The sequence below is a fragment of the Paenibacillus tyrphae genome (assembly GCF_024158745.1).
GTDB classification, from domain to species: Bacteria; Bacillota; Bacilli; order Paenibacillales; family NBRC-103111; genus Paenibacillus_G; species Paenibacillus_G tyrfis_A.
Genome location: NZ_JAMZAW010000003.1, coordinates 99,849 through 124,585 on the forward strand (window position 1 = coordinate 99,849; position 24,737 = coordinate 124,585).

Consider the following 24,737-nt stretch of genomic DNA (forward strand, 5'->3'; position numbering starts at 1 on the left):
AATGCCTATTGTAGCCCCGGGGAACGATTGTCATGCGGGTGAATTGCTGGTAACAAATCGCTGCTTCCACAGTCGAGGAAGCTGTACTATTTCGGTGTACATGCCCATACAATGGAAAATAGAATGGCTTGGAACAGGAGGTCAAGCGGGATGATGAAAAGTTCTCCCTTATTTGCCGGCTTGGTGTATGCCGTGGCGTTCATGCTGGCCGGAACGCTGCTCGCTTCGCTTGTATTGCTGGGAACGAATATTCCGGAGAAATCGTGGCTGGGCGCGACGCTGTTTATTCACGGAGTCGCCATGTTGGTGGGGGGCGCGGTATCGGGCAAACGCAGCGGGAGCAAAGGCTGGTACCACGGGGGACTGCTGGGGGCCATGTATACCGTGGTCGTATGGATGATCGGATTTCTGGCTTATGATGCAGGTTTTTCCAAGGAGATGCTGGGGCTTGCGGTGGTAGCTTTGCTGGCCGGGGCGCTAGGCGGGATGATCGGCATCAATTTGAAGAAATGAACCGGATCGCCGGTCCAAACCAATACGGCTCCCTCCGTACGGAACCGAAACAAAAAAGCGAGATCTCTTGAACCCGCCGGAATCCGGATGGTACGAGACCTCGCTTGTTTGCGTTGCAGCGAAGCGTTAAGGGATGAACTACTTTCCTTCGGAGGCTGCCCCCGAAGACGTTACCGTATTAATCGCCGAACGCTCGAAGGTCAGCTTCGTGACGTCGTTCACCCGCAGGACGACCGTATCGTCCGTAAGCTCCAGGATCGTGCCGTGCAGGCCCCCGATCGTAACGATCTTATCCCCTTTTTTCAAGTTGCTCAGCATCATGTTGCGAGTCTTTTGACGTTTTTGCTGAGGGCGGATAAGTAAGAAATAAAGAACGACGAACATCAGGACGAGCGGGCCGTAAGTCACGAGATATCCCTCGATCCCCGGAGCCGCCGCCGTTTCATTTGCCGCTAACCACATTTGTCTGATTCCCCCCTTTCTACAGACTTTCTCTACGTATACCCATTGGTAAGTCCGGTGAACCCCAAGCGGCTGCGCTCAAGATTCACCGGGCTTTTAGAACCCTTTGCTGTTCTCGTCGATGCCGTATTTCGCGAAAAATTCGTCACGGAAGTCAAGCAGCCGGTCTTCCCGGATCGCTTGACGCACCCCGCGCATTAGCTCCAGCAGGAAATGAAGGTTATGGTATGTCGTCAGCCGGATGCCGAACGTTTCGTCGGCTTTGATCAGATGGCGAATGTAAGCCCGCGAATAGTGACGGCACGTATAGCAGGAACACTCCGGATCAAGCGGACCGAAGTCTTCGGCAAACTTCGCATTGCGGACAACCAGCCGGCCTTCGCTCGTCATGACGGTGCCGTTGCGGGCAATACGCGTCGGCAGCACGCAGTCGAACATGTCAATGCCACGGATCGACCCTTCCACCAAAGCGTCGGGCGACCCTACACCCATCAGATAACGCGGCTTATGGGCAGGCAGATAAGGAACGGTGTAATCGAGCACCTCGTACATCAGAGGCTTCGGCTCGCCTACGCTGAGTCCCCCAATAGCATACCCCGGGAAATCCATGGAAGTCAACTCAAGCGCACTCTGCTTGCGCAAATCCTCGTACATGCCGCCCTGAACGATTGCGAATAACGCTTGGTCGTTCGGCCGGGCATGGGCTTTCAGACACCGTTCCGCCCAGCGGGTCGTCCGTTCGAGCGATTGCTTGGCGTAGCTGTGCTCCGCCGGATAAGGCGGACATTCGTCGAAGGCCATCATGATATCCGAACCGAGCGCATTTTGAATCTCGATCGATTTCTCGGGCGAAATAAACAGCTTGTCCCCGTTTAAATGGGAGCGGAACTGCACGCCTTCCTCGCTGATTTTGCGCATCTCGCTCAAGCTGAACACTTGAAAGCCCCCGCTATCCGTCAAAATCGGACGATCCCAGTTCATGAAGCGGTGCAGTCCTCCCGCCTTCTTCACAATCTCATGGCCGGGACGCAGGAATAAATGATACGTATTGCTCAAAATAATATGCGCATCCATCTGCTTCAGTTCTTCGGGGCTCATCGTCTTCACGGTAGCCTGGGTACCAACGGGCATAAAAGCCGGTGTTTCGATTACCCCGTGAGGCGTATGCACCCGACCCAGCCTCGCGCCGGATTGCTTGCAGGTCTTGATATGCTCATAGGTAACGGCCAATCCAATCACTTCTTTCTTTTCCGGTCAATTTTTCCTTATTTAATGAATGAACATCGCGTCGCCGAAGCTGAAAAAGCGGTACTCCCGCTCGACGGCTTCGCGGTATGCGGCAAGCACGTTCTCCCGCCCTGCGAGCGCGCTGATCAGCATAAGCAGCGTCGATTTGGGCAGATGGAAGTTGGTTAGCAGTGCATCGATGATGCGGAACCGGTAACCGGGATAAATGAAAATTCCCGTCCAGCCGCTTCCCGCTTGCAGCATGCCATCTTCACCCGCTGCCGTTTCCAGTGTCCGGGCCGAAGTCGTCCCTACTGCAACCACCCGTCCGCCTTTTCGCTTGACGGCATTGACAAGATGGGCGGTTTCTGCGGATACTTCGTAATATTCTTCGTGCATCTCATGCTGTTCGACAGTCTCGGCCCCAACGGGACGAAACGTTCCCAGTCCGACATGCAGCGTAACATACGCTAATTGTATCCCTTTTTGTTCCAGCCGATTCAAATATTCCTGCGTGAAATGAAGCCCCGCCGTAGGCGCCGCAGCCGATCCTTGATGCTTCGCATACACCGTCTGGTACCGCTCGCGCTCCGGCAGCTGCTCTTTAATATACGGCGGCAGCGGCATATGTCCCAAGCGGTCGAGAATCTCGTTAAAAATGCCTTCGTAGCTGAAGCGCAGCACCCGGCTGCCCATGTCGCCTTCGGATTCGACGGTAGCGACAAGCAGCGGCGGCTCCGCATCTCCGTCCATTTCAGACGAAGCACCGCCTCCAAAATGCAGCACGGTCCCGGTCTTCAGACGCTTTGCCGGACGGACAAGCGCTTCCCAGCGGTCCCCTTCAAGCTGTTTCAGCAGCAGCACTTCGGCTTTGGCACCCGTGTCCGCTTTCACTCCAAACAGCCTGGCCGGAATGACCCGCGTATCGTTAAGCACAAGCACATCTCCCGCCTCAAGATACCGTTCCAATTGTTCAAACTGATGGTGACCGATTTCCCCCGTTCGTTTATCCAGCGAGAGCAGGCGCGAGGCCATCCGGTCCGGAAGCGGCGTCTGCGCAATGAGCGATTCGGGTAAATGGTAGTCGAACAAGTCCACTTGCATGATACGTTTCATCCTTCTTTAGGTTTCGTATTTAGTTCAACTTTTTATGTTGTTCTGCACCATCGGCATCGTCGGCAGCGCCTCAAGGAGCCGCTTTCTGAATCGAGACGCCCGTGTAATACGTCAGCAAAATTTTCTGGTAATCGTAACCGAGCTCAGCATAGCCTTTGGCGCCCCATTGAGACATCCCCAGCCCGTGACCGTAGCCGGTGCCTTTGAAAATAAACTGCGGGTCCCGCGTAGCCAGCCGCACTTTGCCTTGCGCATTCATCATAAAGAGCTGGTCATCGGTTTGTTTTCCCTTTCCGCCGCTGCCTGCGACAACGACGGGTTGAGAGGCCGAGGTCTGGCTTCGTGTCGCCCCCCCTGCTCCCAATATAGTATAGCGTCCCGTTTCTTCAATATCAAACCGGGTACTGGGCAGGCCGCCGAGCATCGTACGGAGCGAATCCGGATAAGCGGCTTTGAGCGGCTGCCCGTTCGCCGTTACTTCCATCGCGCGGCCGGACGCTCCTCTTTTCGACACTTCAAGGCGGTTTAACGCCCCGCCCGTATAAGACGCGCCAAGTTTTTCCTTTAACTTCGCCGCATCGTATGGGCCGCGGACCCAGGAGTAAGCGTTCGATTCGACCTCTTGATCGATGACGACGAATCGGTCCCCGATGTCCACCTTGAACGTCGTCGGGTTAGTCGCATTGTCCACGTAGGGGGCCGGCCGGACGCTCACGCCGGTTGCCGTCGACTCGTAATAAGGCAAGCCGGCCGGATTTTTTTGCCCCGTCGCCCTTGCGTAGTCGGAGTGAATGTAGCCGGTATTGCCGTTCGGCAGAACGATCCGGTACCACACTTTCTTGCCAGCCTGAGCTCCTTCGTCCGGGGATTTCTGGCTCTTCAAATACGCCACTTCGTTGCCCCATACTTCCGTCGGAGCCGCGGTCATTCCCCCTGCATTGGAGTAATACAGCGGATTGATCAACCCGCTCTTATCTACGATCACTTCGCCTTGCGTCGCTTGCACCGCTTGCTGCGCGGCGGCGAACTCTCCTGCCACCCCTTTATACGCTTGATCCGTGGTCGTGTCGGTGACATGGGCGATCTGGTATTTGACGCCCTGCTTGAGCGCAAACGTGCGCGCAGCGACAGACTGCGCCTTCAGCGCTTCCAAAGGCCATTCTTTACTCATCTCAGAGCCGAGGACCGAAACGAGATACTGCTCAAAAGGCAGCTCGTTGACGACGGCCAGCTTGCCGTTGAACCGGGACAACTCAATCCCCCCGCGGTAGGCGCGATCGAACCGCTCGCGGACCGTTACGCCGCCTTGCGCATCCGACGCCGCGGCCCACAGCTTTGCTCCGCCGCTGAAGGCGAAGGCCGCTAGCGGTCCGCCGGCGCTTTCGCCGCCCATATCAAGCTCGCTGCGCTTCAGCACGTAGGTCTGCGCGGCGTCCACCGGCGTAAGCGCCACGGTCGGCAGCGCGGCCGCGATCTGCGCCTTCAGCGCCTGCAGCGCCGCGTTGTCCGCGGCTTCGCCGACGAACACGGCGTAGCCGGCTTCGGTCAGCGCCACGTCGGCGTCGAAGCCTGCCTGCGACAGCGCTACCGCTTGCGCATTTGCCTCCGCCTCGCCGGCGAAGCTGCCCGCGCTCCAGCGCAGCGGCCCGCTGACGGTAGCGCCGGACTGGCCTGCAGCGGCCGACGCGGCCGCTTCCTTCGTAGCGAATGGGCCCACATAGGCCCGGTACGCCGACTGGCCGCGCTTCACGCGCTGTACTACGCCTGCAGCGGTCCCTCCAGCCGTGAGTTTCTGCGCCTGCGAACGCGCGGCCGTAACGTCGCCCGTCTCGGGCAGCTGTGCATAGTAGCCGTCCGCATAAACGCGAAACGGCGTTTTTGCAGCCGCTTGATGGACGGGTTTCACCCCGGCTGCCCCACGCAAGCCGAGCTGCAGACCGGCGTCTGCCGACAGCGTAACTGCAGCGGCCGGACTAACATATTTGCCCGTATCGATAAATAACGCGACACGAATATTGTCGAGCTTCGGCACCGATACCGCGGCGTAAGCGGCAGGAAGCACGCCTCCTGCCGGTCCCGCCAAACCGATGGCTACCGCAAGCAGCAGCGCGGCCGGCATCTTCATTCCTGATCTTAAGCGACGCGCCGCCCGCCCCATGGGAGCTTGTCCCATCCGGTCGAGCGGCCGTTTCGTTTCATGCATAAACCGCCGATTCCCCTCTCTTGACGGAACCGCCGACGCTTCCGCTTAAGAGCGGCTTGGCATCGGCAGCCCGAGATGTTTGCACGCGCTCGGCGTTACCATTCGTCCCCGGGGCGTCCGCTGCAAAAATCCGATTTGCAGCAAATACGGCTCGTAGACGTCTTCAATCGTTTGACTTTCTTCTCCGATCGATGCGGCAATCGTATCCAGCCCGACCGGACCGCCCTGAAAGCTTAAAATGATGGCCCGCAGCATCTTATGATCGATCTCGTCGAGTCCCAGCGGATCGACTTGAATGCTCGACAGCGCCGCCTGCGTAATGTCGAGTGTAATGATGCCGTCGCCCTTCACCTGGGCAAAGTCGCGCACCCGCTTGAGCAGCCGGTTCGCGATCCGCGGCGTCCCGCGCGAGCGCATCCCGATTTCGCGGGACGCTTCGCCTACGATCTGCACCTGCAGCAGATCGGCGGTGCGGCTCACGATATAAGACAGCTCGTCGACCGTGTAATATTCCAGCCGGCTGACGACGCCGAACCGGTCGCGAAGCGGCGCCGAAAGCAGCCCAACGCGCGTCGTCGCGCCCACCAGCGTAAACGGCGGCAGGTCGAGCCTTACCGAACGGGCGCTCGGCCCTTTGCCGATGATGATATCAAGAGCGTAATCTTCCATCGCCGGATATAGCACCTCTTCTACCGTTCGGTGAAGCCGGTGAATTTCGTCGATGAAGAGCACGTCATTTTCCTGCAGATTGGTCAAGATGGCCGCCAGATCGCCCGGACGTTCGATCGCCGGTCCCGAGGTCGTCCGCAGATTGACGCCAAGCTCGTTGGCGATAATATTCGAAAGCGTCGTCTTGCCAAGGCCCGGCGGTCCGTACAGCAGCACGTGATCGAGCGCTTCCTTGCGCATTTTAGCCGCTTCGATATATATTTTTAAATTTTCCTTCGCCTGGGCCTGACCGATATATTCAGCCAAATACCGCGGACGCAGGCTGAACTCCATCCCTTGATCCTCCATCATCAGATGCGCCGAGATGATACGGTCTTCCATGTTGTGCCTCTCCTTCCTGTCGGCTGTCCGCCAAGGCGGACGCCGCCTGCCGCGTCAAGCTTCCACACGGTTTATTTCATCAGCGACTGCTGGAACAGCGCCTGCAGTGCAAGCTTCGTTACCGCGTCGGCCGTCTCGTCGCCCTTCAGCTTCGGCTTGACGGTTTGCCCCGCCCGATCCGCCTCGGCTTCGGTATAGCCCAGCGCAAGCAGCGCCGCCTTCGCCTCGCCCCAAGCACCGATTGCCGTCGGCCCTGCTGCGGCAATTTCCAGCAAGCCAAAACCGGCACTGTCCGCCTCGGCTGAAGTCCATGCGCCCAGCTTATCTTTCAGGTCGAGCACCATGCGCTGCGCCGTCTTTTTCCCGATGCCCGGCAGCTTGGTCAAGAACGAAAGATTCTCCTGACTGATGGCCGCCGCGATCACTTCGGGGCGGCCTCCAGCCAGTACGCCGATGGCTACCTTCGGCCCGATGCCGTTTACATCGAGCAGCAGCCGGAACAACGACTGCTCATCTCTGGACGAAAATCCGAACAGCAGGTGAGCGTCTTCCCGTACATGGTAGTGGATGTACATCGTCACTTCCGCGCCGTCCTTACCGGCTCCTACCGCATACGGATTGGCGCAAAAAACGCGGTAGCCGACGCCGCGTACGTCCAGCACCACATATTCCGTTTCGCGGTGCGCCACCGTCCCTCTTAAAAAGTCGATCATCGCTTGTAAGCTCCGTTCAATTTTTGTTGTAATCCCGAAGAATGGGCGTGACATATGGCTACTGCCAACGCATCCGCCACATCATCGGGCTTCGGTACGGCAGATAAATGCAGAAACATTTTAACCATTTCCTGGACCTGCTTCTTCTCCGCTTTCCCGTATCCGACAATCGCCTGCTTCACCTGCAAAGGGGTATATTCGGCAATCGGCAGCCCTTGCTGGACCGCCGCCAGCATCAGTACGCCGCGGGCTTGCCCGACGGTCAGCGCCGTCGTGACGTTTCGGTTAAAGAACAGCTTTTCGATCGCGACCGCATCGGGCTTATATTTCTCGATAAGTTGCACCGTCGCTTCGTATACTTGTTTTAGCCGCAGGGCATCTTCCGTACCTGCCTTCGTCTGGATCGATCCGTATTGAACGGGAACCAGCTTATGACCTTGTTTATCGATAAACCCGAAGCCGACGATGGCGATCCCCGGGTCAATGCCTAAAATCCGCAAGACGCGCACTCCCCCATTCGCTTTCCCATACCGCGGCTCTTGGACCGCAAGAAGCGAACATATGTATTCACCTGCCATTATAGCAGATTATCCCTTCCATGAACACGGCAAAAAGTCCGCCCGGCCTCCAATGGCGCAGCGGACTTCATCGCATTTCGTTATAGGACAGGGCTTGTCTGAACCGGTCCCATGGGATTGAGCGCCTCTCCTCTAAGGGGATGGTGTCACTTGCATCGCTTTCTCCGTTTCTTCTATCGCATAATCGCTCAGGGTCGAGAGTACGCTGTTATAATCGGCCAAATCCCTTATCCGAACCCCCTGATAAAGCTGCTTAACCGTCTCCCGGGGCAAGCTGCTTTCCAGATGCCGGATGTTCAGTTGAAAAAACGTTCGCAGCACGTTTTGTCCTCCCGCACTCGGCACCCCTTCGAACAACGACAAATTGCCTTTGGCGTCCAGTCCGAAATAAGCGTTGTTTTTGCACTGCGGGGACAAGTCGTCCACCTTCTCGATGAAATAAACCCGGTTTGCATTCCCGAGACTAACGGTCATCGACGGATGAGCTTTGTGATAGGCCAAAATGTCGGCTGAGTTCATGATGCCGATCCGCTGCAGCTCTTCGCCGCAAACATACGATTTTTTTACAAAAGCATCCCTTTGCCCGTTCATGTTTTTTACCATCGCACGCACTTCTTCCTCCGGCTGCACATAGGCTTCAACGGCGCGGCTGAAGACGGACTGTTCCTGACCCTGCCGGCTACCCTTATCGTATAGCGAGCCGCGCAGCATCCACGCACCCGCAGCGAACAAGCCGGCTGCAAGCAAAACGACAGCCAGATTCAGCCAACGGCGTTTCAGACGCAGCTTTTTTTTCAATTGCTTCTTTAACTGATTCCAAAAGCCGAGCAACATCATGGCGATCCCCTTCTGTCCGTGGTGTTTTGAAATACCTGAAGCCTTTTTACTATTTTTCCCATGGGGATCGACGTTTATACTTTTTCCATGTATACTATGTTGCATACGAACAGCGGAAAGGAAGGGCGGTTGTTTATGCATCCTCTAATCAAAGAAATTTGGGCGTGGGTTCGTTCCATCGCAGCCGCTTTTGCACTGACGCTTGTGATCGGCATCTTCGTGTTTCAACCGACTAATGTGCTGGGCCATTCGATGGACCCTACGCTGCACAACGAACAGCGCATCTACGTATCCAAGCTGTCGCATACGTTCCGCTATGCGCCGAAGTACGGAGAGATCGTCATTATCGACAGCAGGGTGGAACGGGAGCGCACGCTCAAGGACGATGTGCTGGAACACCCATTGCTGAAGTTCATTCGCGGGAGCGAGGACCCGAATATGTACGTCAAACGGGTCATCGGCAAGCCCGGGGATGTCCTGGAGCTCAAAAACGGCAAAGTATACCGTAACGGGGAGCCGCTGGAGGAACCGTACTTGAACGAGCCGATGCAGGTGCTCGGTGAGCACAAATGGACAATCCCCGAAGACCATATCTTCGTTATGGGAGATAACCGAAATCACAGCAAAGACAGCCGGGAAATCGGTTTTATTCCGCTGGACCACGTATTGGGCATCAAGATGTGATGCGATCATAAAAAAACAGCCGGAGCGGTGCATCCGGCTGTTTTTTATTTAGTTCCCCAGCCAAGGCAAGGGTCTTCTCGGTTTCGCCGAGCGGGTCGCCTGCCGGCGATTGCGCTCAATCAAGCTGCTGATCGCGGCACGCGCCGAGCTCTGCTTCTTTTTCCGTTTCGGGGGGCGAGCCGCTTTAGGTTCGGACTGGGTATCGGCTTGCGAAATGACCGCCTTTTCGGAACGAGCGCTCTCTCCCAATTCCCCCTCGCCTTCTCTCCCCCTATCGTCTATCGGCGGCTGCCCCCAAGGATAAGGGGTTCCGTACGGAGATACCGCAGGGCTTACATAGTCCAGATACGACGGAAACCCCGGGTATCGGTGGAACGGAACGGCCGGTTCACAGAATATAGGTCCCGGACCGGTAAACGGCATGAGCGGGTATTCGTCCATCGGGTGGCCATAGGGCTGGAACGGACCGGGGATATACGGCTGCGGCAGAGGCGGCTCGAGCGAAATCGGCGCTGCCTGCGACCATTGAGGCACAAAGGAAGCCTGCTCAGGCATTTGCGCAAATGAAGGCGATTCCGGCGGCAGCGCGTACGGCAAATCCGCCAGCCCCCCTCCGCAGCCGCAGCCGCTTTTAATAACCGGCGGATGACCGGTCGATAAAGACTGGTATGCGGGAGGCGCGGCCGGGGCCGTAAAATAAGGCATCGTCCCCGTGCCGGGCATTTGCGGAATCGGCGGAAGCTCCGGTTCCTTGCCTTTACCGTAGGGCTGCGGCGGCTGCTGGGCCATCGCTGCGACAGCGGGAACATTGTATTGCTGGAATAAAGACGCGGAAGGCTGCGGCGGTTGGTATCCAAGCTGAAACGGTTGGTACCCGGGCTGCGGCTGAGCTACTTGATACGGATTTAGAGCAGGCTCGCTCGGCTTGCCTTTCTGCGCCGCCTGGAACGGCTGTGGTGCCTCGTATGGCTGCGGCTTTTGCGCTGCGCTGAACGGCTGCGACATCGGCTCCGGCTTGCCCTTTTGCGCCGCCTGGAACGGCTGTGGTGCCTCGTATGGCTGCGGCTTTTGCGCTGCGCTGAACGGCTGCGACATCGGCTCCGGCTTGCCTTTCTGCGCCGCTTGGAACGGCTGCGGTGCCTCGTACGGCTGCGGCTTTTGCGCTGCGCTGAACGGCTGCGCCATCGGCTCCGGCTTGCCTTTCTGCGCCGCCTGGAACGGCTGCGGTGCCTCATACGGCTGCGGCTTTTGCGCTGCGCTGAACGGCTGCGACATCGGCTCCGGCTTGCCTTTCTGCGCCGCTTGGAACGGCTGCGGAGCCCCGTACGGCTGCGGAATATTCGGTTGGGCCGCAAACGGCTGCGACATCGGCTCCGGCTTGCCTTTCTGCGCCGCTTGGAACGGCTGCGGTGCCACGTTCGGCTGCGGAATATTCGGTTGGGCCGCAAACGGCTGTGCCATCGGCTCCGGCTTGCCTTTCTGCGCTGCTTGGAACGGCTGCGGTGCCACGTTCGGCTGCGGAATATTCGGTTGGGCCGCAAACGGCTGCGCCATCGGCTCCGGCTTGCCTTTCTGCGCCGCTTGGAACGGCTGCGGTGCCCCGTACGGCTGCGGAATATTCGGTTGGGCCGTAAACGGCTGCGCCATCGGCTCCGGCTTGCCTTTCTGCGCCGCCTGGAACGGCTGCGGTGCCCCGTACGGCTGCGGAATATTCGGTTGGGCCGCAAACGGCTGCGCCATCGGCTCCGGCTTGCCTTTCTGCGCCGCCTGGAACGGCTGCGGTGTTTGGAACGATTGTTGTTCCATTGTGGGCAAAGTTGGCATAGGAGCTATATTGGATGGCAATACGGCATCCTGCTTACCCTGTGGCTTCATCGAAAACGGCGCCACGTTCGGCTGCGGAATATTCGGCTGGGCCGCAAACGACGCTACGTTCGGCTGCGGAATATTCGGCTGGGCCGCAAACGGCGCTACGTTCGGCTGCGGGATATTCGGCTGAGCCGCAAATGGCGCTACGTTCGGCTGCGGGATATTCGGCTGGGCCGCAAACGGCGCTATGTTCGGCTGCGGGATATTCGGCTGGGCCGCAAACGGTGCCACGTTCGGCTGCGGAATATTCGGCTGGGCCGCAAACGGCGCTACGTTCGGCTGCGGAATATTCGGCTGGGCCGCAAACGGCGCTACGTTCGGCTGCGGGATATTCGGCTGAGCCGCAAACGGCGCCACGTTTGGCTGCGGAATATTCGGCTGGGCCGCAAACGGCGCTACGTTCGGCTGCGGGATATTCGGCTGGGCCGCAAACGGCTGCGGCATCGGCTCCGGCTTGCCTTTCTGCGCCGCTTGGAACGGCTGCGGTGTTTGGAACGATTGTTGTTCCATTGTGGGCAAAGTTGGCATAGGAGCTATATTGGATGGCAATACGGCATCTTGCTTACCCTGTGGCTTCATCGAAAACGGCGCCACGTTCGGCTGCGGAATGTTCGGCTGGGCCGCAAACGGCGCTACGTTCGGCTGCGGAATATTCGGCTGGGCCGCAAACGGCGCCACGTTCGGCTGCGGAATATTCGGCTGGGCCGCAAACGGTGCCACGTTCGGCTGCGGAATGTTCGGCTGGGCCGCAAACGGCGCTACGTTCGGCTGCGGAATGTTCGGCTGGGCCGCAAACGGCGCCACGTTCGGCTGCGGAATATTCGGTTGGGCCGCGAACGGCGCCACGTTCGGCTGCGGAATATTCGGTTGGGCCGCGAACGGCGCTACGTTCGGCTGCGGAATATTCGGCTGGGCCGCATAGGGCGCTACGTTCGGCTGCGGGATATTTGGTTGTGCCGCAAACGGCGCCACGTTCGGCTGCGGGATATTCGGCTGGGCCGCAAACGGCGCCACGTTCAGCTGCGGGATATTCGGCTGGGCCGCAAACGGCGCCACGTTCAGCTGCGGGATATTCGGCTGCACCGATAATGGCTCCACTTTAGGCTGCGGGATATTCGGTTGTGCCGCAAACGGCTCCAATTTGGGCTGTGGAATATTCGGCTGAGTCGAAAATGGTGTCACATTCGGCTGCGGGATATTCGGCTGACTCGAAAATGGTGTCACATTCGGCTGCGGGATATTTGAGAGCGGCATGACGTGCGGTATGCCCAAGCTCTGGAGCGGTCCCATATGCGGCGTTTCCATCTCCGGCTGCGAACCCACATTAGGCATACCTACGTTCGGAGCGAGCGGAAGCTCCGAGATTGGAGACGCTTCAACAGGCAGCGGAGCTTGTGGAGTAGCCAGCGGGTAGGGGTTCGGGTTCGAGCCCTTCGGAATGTAGACGACATCTCCGGTCATCAATACATTCGGATTTTTCAGCTGCGGGTTGGCCGCAATCATGTCCGCAAGCGGAACTCCCCACGCTTTGCCCAGCTTCCAAAGCGAGTCCCCCTGAACCACGACATGCTTATACAAATAATCCGTTGGCGGGGGGGCTACCGGCTTCGGCGCATGAGGAATTTTCACCTTCTGCCCGACATCGATGACGTTCGGATCGGTGATTTGCGGGTTGGCCGCGATCAGCTTGTCGAGCTCGACGCCGTACTTTTGGGACAGTCCGTAGAGCGACTCGCCTTTCTTGACGATATGAATCTTCACTGCATAAACCTCCTTCAGTTGTGCGGAAGTCGTATTGACTTAAGAAAACCGCTTGATTTCCGGCCCGGAACCGGCTCCGTGAAGCCCGCTGGCGCTCCGGAACAAAATGACATTACAGTTTATGCAGCAAAGTAGGCATTTGACCATCCGAATCGAAAAAAATGGTACGAAACCACAGCATCTCTCACTATCCACGTTGGAGCGCAACCCCCTCGCATCTAGGCAATACTCCAAAAAAAAGAAACCTGCCACAGGCAGGTTTCTCCCAAATTTTACAGTTTATCACAAGCATCGACGCTCCCGCCGAATTTTCGCATTTCTTTTTGCTGCCGTATTCGCCGTTTAGGTAAGCGACCTATGCCATACGGACTAGACTTTTGCCGTTTCGGTTCCGTAAGAAAACGTAGGGTAGCAGCCCATGAGCCGGACTTGGCAGCCGATGGCCTCGATTTCTTGCAAGGCCGCAGGAAGCAGCACGGAATCCATCGAAGCCTCGATATCGATATAAAAATAATAGCTTCCCAGCTTTTTCTTCGTCGGGCGCGACTCGATTTTGGACAAGTTGATGCGCCTCCAGGCAAACGCCGAGAGCACTTGATGCAACGCGCCTGGAAAATCCTCCGGCAGCGTGACCAGGATGGTCGTTTTCCGGTCGGCCGTCTCTTTGAGCTGCGGCTTTTCGTGACCGATCAACACGAAGCGCGTGAAATTGTTCTGATGGTCCTGTACGCCCGCTGCCAAAGTTTCCAGCCCGTACAATGCCCCGGCGCCGAGCGGCGCAAGCGCAGCAGCGGCAGGATCGCCAAGCTCTCTGACCATGCGCGCCGCTTCGCCGTTGCTGCCGACAGGCTCCAACTCCACATCGGGCAAGTGCGTACGCAGAAACTGTTGGCACTGCGCCAGCGTCACCCCGTGAGAATAAATTTTGCGGATCGCTCCGCAAGCCACCTCCAGCTCGTCCGAACCGCCTGGCCCGCCGGGCAAACGCAGCAGATTGATCGAAATGGGATATACCCACTCCGCCTGAATCGGCAGATCCACATTGTGCACAAGCCAGTCCACATGCAGGCTGACAGAGCCCTCAAACGTATTTTCGATCGGAATCACACTGTAATCGGTCACACCGTTTACCGTCGATTCGAACACATCCGCAATCAATTTGTAATTTACATAGTCAAAAGCGTCCCGACCAAGATAATGATGTGCGGATTCTTCGGTGTACGTTCCAGGTCCGAGGAGCGATATTCGCTTCATGCCCGGTTCTCTCCCTTTATCATTTCAAATAATGTACTTCCGCCGTCCGCAGAGGTCAATCGGTGTGCCTGAACCCCCGCCCTGTCTGGACTCAGCCACATCGTCGAGGCCTCGATCCCTTCTTCCTTCAACGTTCCCCGCATGAACGCCTCAAGCTCCGCCTTCCGGGAGCTGCGGCGGTCGACGAGCGCAAGCATCGTCGGACCCGCGCCGCTAAGCGCGACGCCCAGCGCGCCATGGTCCGTCGCTTCGGCGAGGATCTTGACTAGCCCGGGCACTAGCGGGGCCCGGTACGGCTGATGCAGCGCGTCCTTCATCGCGCGCGCGATCATATCGAGCCGCCCGGTGCACAAGGCGGCTACCAGCACCGACGAGTGGCCGACGTTGAAGACGGCGTTCTCGAGGCTCTGCTCGCGCGGCAGCACCCCGCGAGCTTTGTCCGTCGACAGCTGGAAGTGCGGGATCGCCACCAGCACCTCCAGTTGTTCATGCGGCTCGATGCGGATATGCTCCGCCCGCTTGCCGTCCCAGAAAGCGACGACGATGCCGCCGAACAGCGAGGCCCCGACATTGTCGGGGTGCTGCTCCAGCTCCGTCGCCATTTGAAACAAATCGTCGTCGGTAAACGGACGATCGATCAGTGCGTTAGCCGCAGCCAGCGCGCCGACAATGGCCGAAGCGCTGCTGCCGAGGCCGCGCGTCAACGGAATGTCGCTGTACATCGCAATGTACAGCTCCGGATGGCGGACACCCGCCCGTTCGAACACCATTTGGGCTACTTTGTAAATGAGATTGCTTTTATCCGCAGGCACACCGTTCATCTGGTCGCCAAAAAGCTCAATCTGCGTCGTCTCGGCAAGCCCCATCTCAATCCAAGCATACAAATTCAGTGCCATTCCCAGCGTATCGAAGCCGGGGCCGAGGTTGGCCGTGCTGGCCGGTACCTTGACGCGCACTCTCCTGCTGCCGTTTTCCATAGTTACCCCCGACGCCCCTAACCTTCGAGCTTGCGGATCGCTTCCATGACCGCTTCTTCGGAGTCATGCACGACCATCGGTTCCGCGCTGACGCTCTTGATGGCGATGTTCGGATCTTTAAGACCGTGTCCCGTCAACACGCAGACGACGGATTGGCCCTTCTCGAAGTAACCTTCGCTCTTCAGCTTCATGACGCCTGCGATCGACGCCGCCGAGGCCGGTTCGGCAAAGATCCCTTCGCGCGCGGCAATCGTCTTATAGGCATGCAAGATCTGCTCGTCCGTCACAAAATTGATTTGACCGCCGGAATCTTTGGCTGCCGCCTCCGCACCTTTCCAAGTGGCCGGGTTGCCGATGCGGATTGCCGTTGCGATCGTTTCCGGGTCCGGGATCGGTTCGCCGCGCACGATAGCCGCCGCGCCCTCGGCTTCGAAGCCGATCATCTTCGGCAGCGACTTCGATTTGCCGTTCTCGTAGTACTCCTTGAAGCCTTTCCAATAAGCGGTAATGTTGCCCGCATTGCCGACCGGAATCGCGAGATAGTCCGGCGCTTTGCCGAGTTGGTCGCACACCTCGAACGCAGCCGTCTTTTGCCCCTCGATCCGGAACGGATTGACGGAGTTCACCAGCGTGATCGGATGCTTGGCCGTAATTTCGCGTACGATCTCAAGCGCACGGTCGAAGTTTCCTTCAATGGCGATGACCTTGGCGCCGTAAATAATCGCTTGAGCCAACTTGCCGAGCGCGATGTTGTTGTTCGGAATAAGCACGATGCAGTTCAGCCCGCCGCGCGCCGCATAAGCGGCTGCCGCCGCCGACGTATTGCCTGTGGAGGCGCACATAATCGTGCGGCTGCCCTCTTCCATCGCTTTGGCAACAGCCATCACCATTCCGCGGTCTTTGAAAGAGCCGGTCGGGTTCAAGCCCTCATATTTGAAATAAATGTCGAGGTCGAGCTCGTTCGATAAATTTTCCGCGCGGACGAGCGGCGTGTTGCCTTCCTGCAGGGTGAGCAGCGGCGTGTTGTCGTTCACCGGCAAGTATTGTTTATAGGTCTGCAGCAGTCCCATGTATCTCATTTCGATTAGCCCTCCACTCGGTATACGCTTTTGATCGCATGAACGACGTCCATGGCTTCGAATTGCTTGAGCACCTTGTTCATCGCCGCCTTGTTGGCGTCGTGTGTAATGATGATGATTTCGGCAAGCGGATTCGTGGCATTCGGGTGCTGTAGAACCGACTCCAGGCTAACCCCGTGCTCGGCGAACACTTGTGTGATTTGGGACAGCACGCCCGCTTTGTCGGCGACGTGCAGCAGGATGAAGTTTTTGGAAGCAATCTGTTCGTCGGTTTTCAGCTTCTTCTCTTTATACGGGATGAACCCGCGGCGGCCGTTCACGCCAAGATTCAGATTGCGGACGACAGCCACAAGGTCGGCCACAACCGACGTTGCCGTCGGCATCTCGCCCGCGCCGGGACCGTAAAACATCGTCTCGCCTACCGCTTCGCCATACACGTAGACGGCGTTGAACACTCCGTTGACGGACGCCAGCGGATGCGACGTTTTCACCATCGTCGGTTGAACGCTGATGCTGATATGCTCATCCTGGCGCTCGGCGATGCCGAGCAGTTTCACTTCGTAACCCAAACGTTTGCCGTACGCAATATCCTCTTTGGTTACGCCGGAGATGCCCTTCACTTCCACATCCGCGAGCGCGACGTTAGCGTGGAAGCCGAGCGTGCCGAGAATCGTCATTTTCCGCGCCGCATCGAAGCCTTCGACATCGGAGGTCGGATCGGATTCGGCATAGCCGAGCTCCTGCGCTTCCTTCAGCACATCGGCGTAAGCCGCGCCTTCCTGGCTCATTTTCGTCAAAATATAGTTGGTCGTCCCGTTGACGATACCCATAATCTTCGTGATCCGGTCGGAAGAAAAGCCTTCGATCAACGTGCGGATGATCGGGATACCCCCGGCGACGCTCGCTTCGTAGAAGACGTCGCAGCCTTTCTCGGCGGCTTTCGCCAAAATTTCCGGACCATGTAGCGCCATCAGGTCCTTGTTTGCCGTAACGATGTGCTTGCCGCGCTCCAGTGCGCCGAGCATCAGCTGCTTTGTCAGCTCGATGCCGCCCATCACTTCGACGATGACGTCGATCTCCGGGTTCTCGATGACATCCCAAGGATTTTCCGTCAGCATATCCGGCGATACGTTGATACTGCGGGCTTTGTTTTTGTCCTGCACCAAAATTTTAGCGATTTCGATCGGCGAGCCCGATTGGCTCATCAGATCGTGCTGATGTCCTTCCACGATGCGAACGACCCCGGTACCGACCGTACCGAGACCGAGTAATCCAACTTTGACCGGTTTCATAGGGTTCCTCCTGATTGTAGTAGTGCATAAAGTAGATGGTCCCAAAAATTAGTTCTAGCCTTGCCCCACCAAAGCAGCCCGGCTTACCCCTTCCTGGCTGCGCAGCTTGTCAAGCAGCGAGGCGACGGTTTCGCCCATCATGGACGTTTCCACCGAGATGACAACGTTGGCTACGCCCTGCAGCGGGATCGTCTGGTGGATCGTCAGCACGTTGCCCTCAAGGCCCGCAATCATCGCGAGCACCCGGGACAAAATCGCCGGCCGATGCTCCAAATCCATCGAGATCGTCACGATCCGCTCCCGTTCGAGCTTGCTGAGCGGGAAAATCCCGTCCTTATACTTGTAAAAAGCGCTTCGGCTCAGTTCCACCTGCTCCACCGCTTCGTGAATGGTTTTCACCTCTCCGCGGGCCAGCAGTTCTTTGGCCTGCACCGTCTTAATCAGCGCCTCGGGCAGTATATCTTCACGCACCAAAAAGTAGCGCTCCGTCCCGATCCGGCTATCCTGAACGGCTTGTTTTTCCGGCACTGTAACAGTCCTCTCTAAAAAGACGATTGTTTTTACCTAGTGGACATTATAGCGCAAAGCGAAGACTTCCCGCAATAGGCTTTTTTCGATATTTTGTGATAAAGTGGTATTCAGCAAATCCGCGTTAAGCACAAAGGAGAGGACGAGGCTTGATACGAGCGCGTTTGATGGCTACGGCTGTTTTATTTCACGGAAACGATATGCTGATGATGAAGCGCTCCCCTAACCGGACGCTGTCCCCCGGCTTGTGGGCGTCCGTAGGCGGACATCTGGAGCAGCATGAAATCGGCGATCCGGCGGCGGCGGTGCTTCGGGAAATTCACGAGGAAACCGGACTGCTGGCCGAGCATATCGCAAATCTGCGACTGCAGTACATCTTGATACGCCTTAACCAGCAGGAGGTGCGCCAGCAGTTTATCTACACGGCCGAAACTTTGAAAAGAGACGTCGGCTCGACCGACGAGGGGGAGCTGCATTGGATTCCGCGCCATCAAGTGCTACACCGCGAGATCCCGTTTATTTTTCGCAAGCTGCTGGAGCATTATTTTACCGAAGGGCCGAATCCCCACGTTTGGATCGGAACGGCGGGCTATGACGAAGAAGGTAATTCTGCCGTCCATTGGACGCAGCTCATTGACCCGCAGCAGGTTTGATCTTCTTCCGCGCGTCAAAAACAAAGAGGGCGCCCTCAATGAGCGCCCTCCTTTGAACAATATCGCTTTGGCAGCCCGCGTCCATCAGCCGCTCATTTTCTTCCGTGACAGCTTTCCGCTCCGGCTGATGCCGCTGAGCTCACGCCATTTGACCAGCAGCTTAAACGCTTCTTTGCGCTGCAATAAGGAGCGGGCGAGCTGGAAGCCTTCTTCATACGATCCGACCTTGTCAAACCAATACAATCGCAACCCGGCGTTAAAAACGACATGCTCCCGCTCGTTGTGCAGTTCCGGTGCCTCTTCCCCTTGTATGATGCGCTCCAGCAGCGCAAGCTGGCGTTCTTTGCCGCATTTCTCCAAAGGTGCGCCATGAAAGCCGAACGTCCCGGGATCGATCGTTGTCGCATCGTCGCCCCATGGCGTCACCTTGCGGATCGAGCTGTTTTTGTGAAGCGGCAAATCTTCCGTGCCTTCTATCCCCTGTATGAGATAAGCCGTTTCCACTCCAGATTTCGGCAGCAGCTTCAACAGCCGCTCCATCGCCGTCTTATGACGAACCCCAAGGACGATATTTTGCGAGTGAACCGGATTCATGGCCTGCTCGACCGTGTCAAGCAATGTCCTCAAGCCGACTTGCTCCCGAACCGGGCGCACGCGGCCGAACGGCGGACACATAAGCTCCGTCCAAATAAAGCCGATGCCGAGCTGCAAAAATACCGCTTCCCATTCTCTTGCCCCAAGCACAACTTCAATCCCGAGCCCCTCCAGAAGCGATTTGAGCGATTGCCCCATACGCGTGGAAAGCGATTCGCTGCCGTGCAGCACCTGGGGAAAGCCGACGGATGCCAGCAGCAGACTCACCGGAATCGTCACCGGAAAGCAAGATCGTCCGTCATGAGGACCGGCGCAGTTAAGCGAATGAGAGAACGAACGATAGGGCAAGGAATATTTGCGAAAAACGTCGATAAAGCCCGTCATTTCCTCCTCCGATTCTCCTCTCATCCGCATCGCCATCAGAAATGCAGCGGTTTGCGCATCCGTCGAGTCGCCGCGCGCAATGGCGTGAGCTGCGGCTACCGCTTCGTCATAGCTCAAGTGTCGGGTCCCGGGTTTCCGGCTCCCTACCGCTTTGATCCACTCCTTCAAGACGGAATCACCTCCGGAAAATATTGACCCTCGGCATGCGAATAGTACGACTCCCCAATCAGCATATTCAACGTTAATTTTAATGACACAAACCGAAGAACCGACCTAAGATTCAAGTATTCTCGCTCAATCAACTGCCATAAAACCATAATTTTATGTCATGTTTCATTACATGTTTTTACTATACAATTCAAAGTTAAAAAGTTCAATCCCTTTTTCTTATTGATCCAACAAAAAAAACACCAACCTCACATGTTGATCACACGTTCGATTGATGTTTTTGATTGTTCTATTCCTGTTCTACGAACTCAAATTCGAAATCCCCGATACGAATTGTCTGGCCGTCCTTCGCCCCACGCTCGCGCAGCGCTTGATCGACGCCCTTCTTCCGCAAAATCCGCGCAAACCGCATAACCGATTCATGGGTGCTGAAGTTGGTCCGCTTGATCAGCTTCTCAATGCTCGGGCTATCGACAACAAAAACCTCGTTTTCCCGGCGAATCGTGAAGTCCTCGTCTTCATCGGTCTCCAATCGGTACACCTTACGCTCCGACAATTCAACCAATTCTTCCACCATCGGCATTTCCGGAATGGTCTCCAGCTTATCGGCAACTTTGTACAATAGCTCTTGTACGCCGCTCCGGGAAAGGGCGGAAATCGGATAAATATCCAATTCTTTGCCGATTTCGGCAAGCCTGCGCTTAAATTCGGCAAGCTGCTCCTCCGCATCCGGCATATCCATCTTATTGGCAGCGACGATCTGCGGCCGTTCTTCCAGCTTGGCGTTATAAAGCTTCAACTCGTCGTTAATTTTGACCCAATCTTCAAACGGATCGCGCCCCTCGGTTGCCGCCATGTCCACCACGTGGACAATGATCCGCGTCCGCTCGACGTGCCGCAAAAACTCGTGGCCCAATCCTACTCCCTCATGAGCTCCTTCGATCAAACCCGGTAAATCCGCCATGACGAAGCTGCGGCCGTCGCCTACATCGACCACACCGAGATTCGGAGTCAACGTCGTAAAGTGATACGCCCCGATCTTCGGCTTGGCGCCGGATACGACGGACAATAACGTCGATTTCCCTACGCTCGGAAAACCGACCAGACCGACGTCCGCCATGACCTTCAGTTCAAGCACGACCCAACGTTCGACGCCTTCTTCCCCGTTCTCGGCAATTTCCGGAGCCGGGTTGTTCGGTGTCGCAAACCGGGTGTTGCCGCGGCCTCCCCGTCCGCCCTTAGCCACGACGACTTGCTGACCATGACGCGTCAGATCGGCAATGATCTCCTGCGTATCGTCGTCGATGACGACCGTTCCCGGCGGAACCCGCACGATCATATCATCCGCATTCGCCCCGTGCTGGCTTTTATTGCGGCCCTTTTCGCCGCGCTGCGCTTTAAAATGCTTCTGGTAACGAAAATCAACCAGCGTGCGCAACCCTTCGTCCACGCGGAAAATGACATCGCCGCCATCGCCACCGTCGCCTCCGGCCGGTCCTCCCTCGGGAACGTACTTCTCCCGCCGGAAAGCAACCAGACCGTCGCCTCCGTCACCGCCTTTAACATAAATCTTCGCCTTGTCTACAAACATCAGGTTCACCCTCTTTATGTATCAATGCCGGTAGGACCACCATAACGTCCACACAGCCGTATGTTCGCCGTAATACGTTTCCAAACTTTCGTGTATTTCCTTAAGCGATCTTTCTTTAAGCTGCAGCCGCTGTGCCGCATATTTCCCTTCGTAACGGGCCGTCAGCTTCAAACGATCCTTCAATCGGGCCAACCGTAATTCCAGAACATTCTCTTCGTCTTTGGAATCGCCGGCTTCTTCCCTGAAGCAAGCGATCATTGCCATTACGGCATCGACTGCTTCCTGCGGCTGAGCAAGATCCTGGAGATGAATTTCTTCTTCCAGCGCCATTTCAAGACGCAGCTCTTTAACCTCTGCCTGAAATGCAAGCAAATGCACGACTAAGGAAGGAATCCCAAGCTTGGAGACATAGCTCTCCTGCCTGACCTTCTCTTTTATTTTCTCCATTAACGGAAGTAATTTATCATACTTTTTCAACTGCACGTAGCCCATCAAAATTTGGATATCGTTCATCCAGTCATGCCGGTAATGATTGAATAACCGAAGCAAACGAACGTCCGAATCCGGCCCATCGAGCAAGGCCCCTAACGCCGTCGCCGGCTTTGCCGCATCGTAAAATTGTACATCGTTGGTACGACCTTGTGCGTTCGACGTCACGCTTACCCTCTCCGTTCCGGTTCGTCCTTTATCCTCCCAGTATAGCACGCTGTGCGGCAAAATTCACGGTATCCCTCCATGAACTTACCAAAATATTCCGGATATAACTAAGAAAAAACCCCGGCGAGCATCGTTCGCCAGGGGTTTGGACGTTGATGATGGGAATTAAACTTCCACTGCTGCGGCTACAGGAGCAGCCGACACAGGGTAGACGCTCACTTTCTTACGATCGCGGCCTAAACGTTCGAATTTCACAACGCCTTCAACCTTAGCAAAAAGCGTATCGTCCGAGCCGATTCCCACGTTGTTACCCGGGTGAATTTTCGTTCCGCGTTGACGAACGAGGATGCTTCCTGCCGTCACTTTTTGACCGTCGGCACGCTTAACGCCAAGGCGCTTCGCAATACTGTCACGGCCGTTCTTCGTGGAACCTACACCTTTTTTGGATGCGAACAACTGAAGATTCAATTGCAACATGTCTGTCTACCTCCTTACTCGAATGATGATGTATCTTGCATCGCTATATATGCACCATACGATTGTTCAATAGATCTCAGCATGACGACCATGCTTTCCAGCAGAAGCTGTACTTTTTCGCCGATGTCCGCCTCGAGCTCCACCGGAACCTTGACTTGAAGCAGCCCGTGCTTCATGCGCGTTCCAAGCTGAATTCCCGTCAGCGATTCGACGGCGTTTACCGTTCCTACGGTAACGGCAGATACGCCGGCACAGACAATGTCCTTGCCCGGTTCGTCGTATTGCGCATGTCCGTCAACGGTAAAACGTTCAATCCGCCTGCCCGGCCCCCGTGTTATCGCGACCCGAATCATGGCTTCTTACGCTTGGATCTTTTCGATCACAACTTTAGTGTAAGGTTGACGATGGCCTTGCTTGCGGCGATAGTTTTTCTTCGCTTTGTATTTGTAAACGATGATTTTCTCGCCTTTGCCATGCTTTTCAACTTTACCCGATACGGAAGCGCCGGAAACGACCGGAGCGCCTACCACCAAACCGTTAGCGCCGGATACGGCCAATACGCGGTCAAACGTTACCGCTTCGCCTTCGCCTGCTTCGAGTTTTTCGATGTAAAGAACATCGCCCTCTTGGACTTTGTACTGTTTACCACCAGTTTCAATAATTGCGTACATTGTTGCACCTCCTCATGTCTCAGACTCGCCTAAAGCCAGGTGGTTTGTCCGAGCCGGACAAACGCTTGGAACAACCCGCTTCGTGCGGTTACAGCATGCTATAGCAACATACCAAGTTATATTATCACAAAACGTAGGCAATATGCAACACTTTATTGACTATAGTCAACAAAACCGCTGCCTCCGCAAGTCGGACACGACTTCAGCGCCGCCGCCTCTTTGCTGTCCCGCACTTTTTTGCGCGTCAGCTCTACCAGCCCGAGCTTTGTCCAGCCGACGACGACCGTTTTCGTCCGGTCCTTCTTCGTTTCCCGAATCAGCTCCTCGAGTACCTGCTGGCGGGAGCTTTCCGTTTCCATATCGATGAAGTCGATAATGATCAGTCCGCCGATATCGCGCAGCCGCAGCAATCTCGCAATCTCTCTGGCCGCTTCGAGGTTTGTGTCGAATACCGTCTGCTCCAGATCGATCGAGCCCGTGTACTTGCCCGTATTGACGTCAAAGACGGTCAGCGCCTCCGTCCGGTCTACGATCAAATACCCCCCGTTGTCCAGCCAAACCTTGCGTCGAAGTCCTTGCTCGAGCTGTTTCTCCACCCCGTATTCCGCAATCGGATCGGTATGAGGGCGAAGCTTGACCCGATCGGCAAGTCCCTCGGAACGAGGGGAGGCAATAAGCCCGCGCACCTCCTGCAGCATCTGATCGGAGCCTACAATCAGCTCCTGCACGTCGTCGCGGAACAAATCGCGAAGCAATCGCGGCAGCATTTCCAGATCGCTGTAAATTTTACGGGGCACGTCCCCGTCCGATTGGGACATCTTTTCCATCTGCTGCCAACGGATGCGAAGCTCCTCAAGATTGGCCGCCAGCGCCTCCTCGGGCTCTCCGAGAGCAGCCGTACGCACGATGAAGCCTTCCCCGGGCCGCAGATGGCGCTCCGCCATCCGTTTCAACCGGTCGCGGTCGGCGGCGCTGTCGATTTTGCGGGATACGCCGATGTAATCGGCGAACGGCATATAGACGCCGAAACGGCCCGGAAGCGAGAAATGCGTCGTCACGCGAGCCCCCTTGGTGCCGACAGGCTCCTTGACGACCTGGACCATAATTTGCTGTCCTTCTTTGACCAAATCATGAATAGGCGGCTTTTCCTTCGGCTGCTTATCCATATGAGCCGGCAGCAGATCGTCGATATATAAAAACCCGTTGCGCTCCAGCCCGATATCGACAAAAGCCGACTGCATTCCCTGCAGCACCCGCACCACGCGTCCGATGTATATATTTCCGGCCAATTGCCCCTGATTTCGCTCGCCCTTGTAATATTCCATGAGCTTGCCGTTCTCCTGAACGGCTACCTCGGTATGCTCTTCGTTGCGTTTCACCAATATACGTTTCATGTGCA

24 protein-coding genes and 1 other annotated feature are annotated in these 24,737 nt (G+C 56.7%); of the genes, 3 read left to right on the top strand and 21 right to left on the bottom strand.

The features are described from left to right. Positions 1-150: 150 nt before the first annotated feature. Positions 151-513: a TIGR04086 family membrane protein gene (locus NI000_RS05650; protein ID WP_253408575.1), complete on the top strand. Its 363-nt coding sequence runs from the start codon at positions 151-153 to the stop codon at positions 511-513. 138 nt (positions 514-651) lie between these two features. On the opposite strand, the gene yajC is transcribed toward NI000_RS05650, so the two are convergent. The 8 genes from yajC to NI000_RS05690 form a co-directional block, all read right to left on the bottom strand. Continuing rightward, positions 652-975 (bottom strand): preprotein translocase subunit YajC, encoded by a 324-nt coding sequence (gene yajC / locus NI000_RS05655; protein WP_054976243.1) that lies wholly within the window; start codon positions 973-975, stop codon positions 652-654. Between the two features lie 96 nt (positions 976-1,071). Continuing rightward, positions 1,072-2,211, bottom strand: a complete 1,140-nt coding sequence (tgt, locus tag NI000_RS05660; protein ID WP_253408951.1) for a tRNA guanosine(34) transglycosylase Tgt — start codon at positions 2,209-2,211, stop codon at positions 1,072-1,074. Positions 2,212-2,244: 33 nt separating this feature from the next. Further along, the gene (gene queA, locus NI000_RS05665) at positions 2,245-3,306 is read right to left on the bottom strand and encodes a tRNA preQ1(34) S-adenosylmethionine ribosyltransferase-isomerase QueA (RefSeq protein WP_253408577.1); all 1,062 of its coding nucleotides are present in this window, start codon (positions 3,304-3,306) and stop codon (positions 2,245-2,247) included. 82 nt (positions 3,307-3,388) lie between these two features. Next, positions 3,389-5,521 (bottom strand): SpoIID/LytB domain-containing protein, encoded by a 2,133-nt coding sequence (locus NI000_RS05670; protein WP_253408579.1) that lies wholly within the window; start codon positions 5,519-5,521, stop codon positions 3,389-3,391. A 45-nt stretch (positions 5,522-5,566) separates the two neighbouring features. Beyond that, on the bottom strand, positions 5,567-6,571 hold the full coding sequence (gene ruvB, locus NI000_RS05675; protein WP_010498666.1) for a Holliday junction branch migration DNA helicase RuvB: 1,005 nt from the start codon (positions 6,569-6,571) through the stop codon (positions 5,567-5,569). A gap of 71 nt (positions 6,572-6,642) precedes the next feature. Further along, entirely contained in the window at positions 6,643-7,284 is a 642-nt protein-coding gene (gene ruvA, locus NI000_RS05680; protein WP_253408581.1) for a Holliday junction branch migration protein RuvA, read from the bottom strand. Continuing rightward, on the bottom strand, positions 7,281-7,784 hold the full coding sequence (ruvC, locus tag NI000_RS05685) for a crossover junction endodeoxyribonuclease RuvC (RefSeq protein WP_253408583.1): 504 nt from the start codon (positions 7,782-7,784) through the stop codon (positions 7,281-7,283). Before ruvC ends, ruvA begins: the two co-directional genes overlap by 4 nt. A 210-nt stretch (positions 7,785-7,994) precedes the next feature. After that, positions 7,995-8,699: a BofC C-terminal domain-containing protein gene (locus NI000_RS05690; RefSeq protein ID WP_253408585.1), complete on the bottom strand. Its 705-nt coding sequence runs from the start codon at positions 8,697-8,699 to the stop codon at positions 7,995-7,997. A gap of 135 nt (positions 8,700-8,834) precedes the next feature. On the opposite strand from NI000_RS05690, the gene lepB reads away from it, so the two are divergent. Beyond that, positions 8,835-9,383, top strand: coding sequence for a signal peptidase I (gene lepB, locus NI000_RS05695; RefSeq protein WP_253408953.1), 549 nt, complete (start codon positions 8,835-8,837; stop codon positions 9,381-9,383). Between the two features lie 48 nt (positions 9,384-9,431). On the opposite strand, the gene NI000_RS05700 is transcribed toward lepB, so the two are convergent. The 6 genes from NI000_RS05700 to NI000_RS05725 form a co-directional block, all read right to left on the bottom strand. Next, the gene (locus NI000_RS05700; RefSeq protein ID WP_253408586.1) at positions 9,432-13,013 is read right to left on the bottom strand and encodes a LysM peptidoglycan-binding domain-containing protein; all 3,582 of its coding nucleotides are present in this window, start codon (positions 13,011-13,013) and stop codon (positions 9,432-9,434) included. Positions 13,014-13,382: 369 nt separating this feature from the next. After that, the gene (pheA, locus tag NI000_RS05705) at positions 13,383-14,267 is read right to left on the bottom strand and encodes a prephenate dehydratase (protein WP_253408588.1); all 885 of its coding nucleotides are present in this window, start codon (positions 14,265-14,267) and stop codon (positions 13,383-13,385) included. After that, positions 14,264-15,244, bottom strand: a complete 981-nt coding sequence (gene thrB, locus NI000_RS05710) for a homoserine kinase (protein ID WP_253408590.1) — start codon at positions 15,242-15,244, stop codon at positions 14,264-14,266. The genes pheA and thrB overlap by 4 nt, the downstream gene beginning before the upstream one ends. A 17-nt stretch (positions 15,245-15,261) precedes the next feature. Further along, positions 15,262-16,323 carry a threonine synthase gene (gene thrC, locus NI000_RS05715; protein WP_253408591.1) on the bottom strand — a complete coding sequence of 354 codons (1,062 nt, stop codon included), beginning with the start codon at positions 16,321-16,323 and terminating at the stop codon, positions 15,262-15,264. Positions 16,324-16,328: 5 nt separating this feature from the next. Further along, the gene (locus tag NI000_RS05720) at positions 16,329-17,615 is read right to left on the bottom strand and encodes a homoserine dehydrogenase (RefSeq protein ID WP_253408592.1); all 1,287 of its coding nucleotides are present in this window, start codon (positions 17,613-17,615) and stop codon (positions 16,329-16,331) included. A gap of 54 nt (positions 17,616-17,669) precedes the next feature. Next, a complete protein-coding gene (locus NI000_RS05725) occupies positions 17,670-18,143 on the bottom strand; it encodes an ACT domain-containing protein (protein ID WP_054975036.1) in 474 nt (157 codons plus the stop codon). Positions 18,144-18,292: 149 nt separating this feature from the next. Between NI000_RS05725 and NI000_RS05730 the strand changes: the two genes are divergently transcribed. Further along, positions 18,293-18,796: an NUDIX domain-containing protein gene (locus NI000_RS05730; RefSeq protein WP_253408593.1), complete on the top strand. Its 504-nt coding sequence runs from the start codon at positions 18,293-18,295 to the stop codon at positions 18,794-18,796. 84 nt (positions 18,797-18,880) lie between these two features. Here the strand turns inward: NI000_RS05730 and NI000_RS05735 are convergent, their stop codons facing one another. From NI000_RS05735 to NI000_RS05765, 7 genes are all read right to left on the bottom strand, one after another. Then, the gene (locus NI000_RS05735; protein ID WP_253408594.1) at positions 18,881-19,942 is read right to left on the bottom strand and encodes an anthranilate phosphoribosyltransferase; all 1,062 of its coding nucleotides are present in this window, start codon (positions 19,940-19,942) and stop codon (positions 18,881-18,883) included. Positions 19,943-20,231: 289 nt separating this feature from the next. After that, on the bottom strand, positions 20,232-21,533 hold the full coding sequence (obgE, locus tag NI000_RS05740; protein ID WP_253408596.1) for a GTPase ObgE: 1,302 nt from the start codon (positions 21,531-21,533) through the stop codon (positions 20,232-20,234). Positions 21,534-21,554: 21 nt separating this feature from the next. Next, entirely contained in the window at positions 21,555-22,190 is a 636-nt protein-coding gene (locus NI000_RS05745; protein ID WP_253408597.1) for a Spo0B domain-containing protein, read from the bottom strand. 165 nt (positions 22,191-22,355) lie between these two features. Then, positions 22,356-22,667: a 50S ribosomal protein L27 gene (gene rpmA, locus NI000_RS05750; protein ID WP_010498641.1), complete on the bottom strand. Its 312-nt coding sequence runs from the start codon at positions 22,665-22,667 to the stop codon at positions 22,356-22,358. A 14-nt stretch (positions 22,668-22,681) separates the two neighbouring features. Next, a complete protein-coding gene (locus NI000_RS05755) occupies positions 22,682-23,020 on the bottom strand; it encodes a ribosomal-processing cysteine protease Prp (protein ID WP_253408599.1) in 339 nt (112 codons plus the stop codon). Between the two features lie 6 nt (positions 23,021-23,026). Further along, entirely contained in the window at positions 23,027-23,338 is a 312-nt protein-coding gene (rplU, locus tag NI000_RS05760; protein ID WP_010498637.1) for a 50S ribosomal protein L21, read from the bottom strand. Between the two features lie 11 nt (positions 23,339-23,349). After that, positions 23,350-23,438, bottom strand: a sequence feature (ribosomal protein L21 leader region). A 52-nt stretch (positions 23,439-23,490) separates the two neighbouring features. Further along, positions 23,491-24,732 (bottom strand): Rne/Rng family ribonuclease, encoded by a 1,242-nt coding sequence (locus tag NI000_RS05765; RefSeq protein ID WP_253408600.1) that lies wholly within the window; start codon positions 24,730-24,732, stop codon positions 23,491-23,493. Between the last annotated feature and the right edge of the window lie 5 nt (positions 24,733-24,737).

Coding starts and splice junctions, on each gene's coding strand:
- NI000_RS05670 (WP_253408579.1), bottom strand. CDS start 5,521: ATGCATGAAACGAAACGGCCGCTCGACCGGATGGGACAAGCTCCCATG.
- ruvA (WP_253408581.1), bottom strand. CDS start 7,284: ATGATCGACTTTTTAAGAGGGACGGTGGCGCACCGCGAAACGGAATAT.
- thrB (WP_253408590.1), bottom strand. CDS start 15,244: ATGGAAAACGGCAGCAGGAGAGTGCGCGTCAAGGTACCGGCCAGCACG.
- NI000_RS05720 (WP_253408592.1), bottom strand. CDS start 17,615: ATGAAACCGGTCAAAGTTGGATTACTCGGTCTCGGTACGGTCGGTACC.
- lepB (WP_253408953.1), top strand. CDS start 8,835: ATGCATCCTCTAATCAAAGAAATTTGGGCGTGGGTTCGTTCCATCGCA.
- NI000_RS05650 (WP_253408575.1), top strand. CDS start 151: ATGATGAAAAGTTCTCCCTTATTTGCCGGCTTGGTGTATGCCGTGGCG.
- rplU (WP_010498637.1), bottom strand. CDS start 23,338: ATGTACGCAATTATTGAAACTGGTGGTAAACAGTACAAAGTCCAAGAG.
- obgE (WP_253408596.1), bottom strand. CDS start 21,533: ATGTTTGTAGACAAGGCGAAGATTTATGTTAAAGGCGGTGACGGAGGC.
- NI000_RS05765 (WP_253408600.1), bottom strand. CDS start 24,732: ATGAAACGTATATTGGTGAAACGCAACGAAGAGCATACCGAGGTAGCC.
- NI000_RS05755 (WP_253408599.1), bottom strand. CDS start 23,020: ATGATTCGGGTCGCGATAACACGGGGGCCGGGCAGGCGGATTGAACGT.
- ruvB (WP_010498666.1), bottom strand. CDS start 6,571: ATGGAAGACCGTATCATCTCGGCGCATCTGATGATGGAGGATCAAGGG.
- rpmA (WP_010498641.1), bottom strand. CDS start 22,667: ATGTTGCAATTGAATCTTCAGTTGTTCGCATCCAAAAAAGGTGTAGGT.
- NI000_RS05690 (WP_253408585.1), bottom strand. CDS start 8,699: ATGATGTTGCTCGGCTTTTGGAATCAGTTAAAGAAGCAATTGAAAAAA.
- yajC (WP_054976243.1), bottom strand. CDS start 975: ATGTGGTTAGCGGCAAATGAAACGGCGGCGGCTCCGGGGATCGAGGGA.
- queA (WP_253408577.1), bottom strand. CDS start 3,306: ATGCAAGTGGACTTGTTCGACTACCATTTACCCGAATCGCTCATTGCG.
- pheA (WP_253408588.1), bottom strand. CDS start 14,267: ATGAAGCGAATATCGCTCCTCGGACCTGGAACGTACACCGAAGAATCC.
- thrC (WP_253408591.1), bottom strand. CDS start 16,323: ATGAGATACATGGGACTGCTGCAGACCTATAAACAATACTTGCCGGTG.